Annotated in this window: 2 protein-coding genes; one reads left to right on the forward strand and one right to left on the reverse strand. The window is 43.6% G+C overall.

Annotated elements, in window-relative coordinates; genetic code table 11:
• The first annotated feature begins 480 nt into the window (after positions 1 to 480).
• Positions 481 to 900 carry a hypothetical protein gene (locus LD39_RS18600; RefSeq protein WP_035551561.1) on the forward strand — a complete coding sequence of 140 codons (420 nt, stop codon included), beginning with the start codon at positions 481 to 483 and terminating at the stop codon, positions 898 to 900.
• A 32-nt stretch (positions 901 to 932) separates the two neighbouring features.
• Here LD39_RS18600 and LD39_RS18605 read toward each other — a convergent pair.
• Positions 933 to 1,946, reverse strand: a 1,014-nt coding sequence (locus LD39_RS18605; protein ID WP_035551564.1) for a ribonuclease R family protein, incomplete at its 5' end; no start/stop codon positions are given.

Raw genomic sequence — 1,946 nt, forward strand, 5'->3', positions numbered from 1 at the left:
ATTTTTTGCAACGCTTATGGAGCACTGGAACCGTAACCCATACAATGTAGGATGCTGGATTGATTTCTCAGATCAAGGGTTCAAAAGCATTCCTGATTTAAGGGCCTATGACGTTCAAGACCCCTGGGTTTTGTATGGGTTATGGAAAAACCCTAAGTAATTGCTTTTACAATCTTGTTAATGAACTTTGTTGAAATTTTGATTTGACTAAAGCCCCCTTATCCCCGGAAGGCGGCAGCCTGAGGAGGCTCAGCACACGCCCACGGAAAGCGAGTCGTTCCCAACCGCCCTTAGAACCCCGCAAAAAATCTCGAAATCGATTCTTCCACAACCCTGCAATTATGCTGAATAACTTTTAGTGTCCACACTATCTTTTAAAACAGCTTTTTTAAAAAATGATCGCAAATGGATTGACACTGGCTTTACGAGTTAATAAAATCCTTTCTGTAATACTTCATTGCGAGAAAGGAATAAATAACTATGAACTTCTTAAATGCCGCTGATAAGCTGAATAAAGGTCAAGCGCTAAAACGTAAAGACTGGGCGTTCGAAGGATATATTATAAAAGATGAGAAAGGGCGCATCCGCTATTTTGACCACAATGAGCCTGCCGTCTACCAGCCAACAGTAGAAGACACTTTAGCCGAAGACTGGGTGGAAGTAGACAAAGATCGCTGGACGATTGTATCCGTTACTCATGATGATCAATTGATGAAGGATAAACTATTCGTCACGTATCAAGTGTGTTCTGAACAAAACGGTATCATTGTCAACAATACTCAAATTGATGACAATGAACTTTCTAAGTGGTCATGCTACGTAGATGTAGACGTAAACCGCTCAGAAGGCTTTTTGAATCAACAGGATTTAGCTCAAGTAAAACAAATATTGAGTGCATAAAAAGACGCGCGGGGATGCCCCGCGCGTTCTTTTTATTTCTTCTTCTTGCGTCCTTTTTTCGGTACGCCTTTATTTCGGTAGAAAGGTTTGTTTCCTTTTTGCTTATTTTTCTCTTTCTTACGCGGTGATTTATCCGTTTTAATCTGTTTCGGCCGTTCAGGACGCTTTCTTTCTTTTCTCGGCTTCATCCCATCAATTTCAAAATCGACGACGCGTTCGTCAAGATTTACATTTGTCACACGAATGGTTACTTCGTCACCGATTCGGAATACATTGCCAGTGCGCTCTCCAATCATGGCGAACTGTTTTTCGTGGAACTGATAATAGTCATCGGTCAACGTACTAACATGGACAAGGCCTTCGACGGTATTTGGGAGTTCAACGAACATACCGAAACTTGTAACCGAACTGATGACGCCCTCGAATTCTTCACCAATTTTATCCTGCATGAATTCAGCTTTCTTCAAGTCGTCCGTTTCCCGCTCTGCATCGACGGCTGCACGTTCCATCTCTGATGAATGGCGTGCAATCTCAGGCATTTGGTCCTTCCAGTGTTTCCGGGTCTTATAATCCAGCTTCTTCTCAACAAGATACGTACGGATAAGGCGGTGTACGATTAAGTCCGGATAACGGCGGATCGGAGAAGTGAAATGCGTATAAAAGTCTGTAGCAAGTCCGAAGTGCCCTAAGCTTTGAGGATCATATTTTGCCTGCTGCATAGAACGAAGCATCAGTTTTGAGATGATCATATCTTCTTGCGTGCCTTTGACTTCTTCAAGCACTTTTTGCAGCGCCTGCGGGTGAACGCTGTCTGCCGTTCCTTTGACCACATACCCCATGTTCGCAACAAATTCAAAGAAGTTCTGCAGTTTTTCCTCGTCAGGGTCCTGGTGGATTCGGTGGATGAACGGAACTTCCATCCAATGGAAGTGCTCCGCGACGGTTTCGTTTGCTGCCAGCATAAACTCTTCTATTAAACGCTCTGCAACAGAACGTTCACGTAGTTTAACATCGACCGCTTTGCCTTCTTCGTCGACTATGACTCC

The organism is Halobacillus sp. BBL2006 (assembly GCF_000786645.1).
Lineage (GTDB): Bacteria > Bacillota > Bacilli > Bacillales > Halobacillaceae > Halobacillus.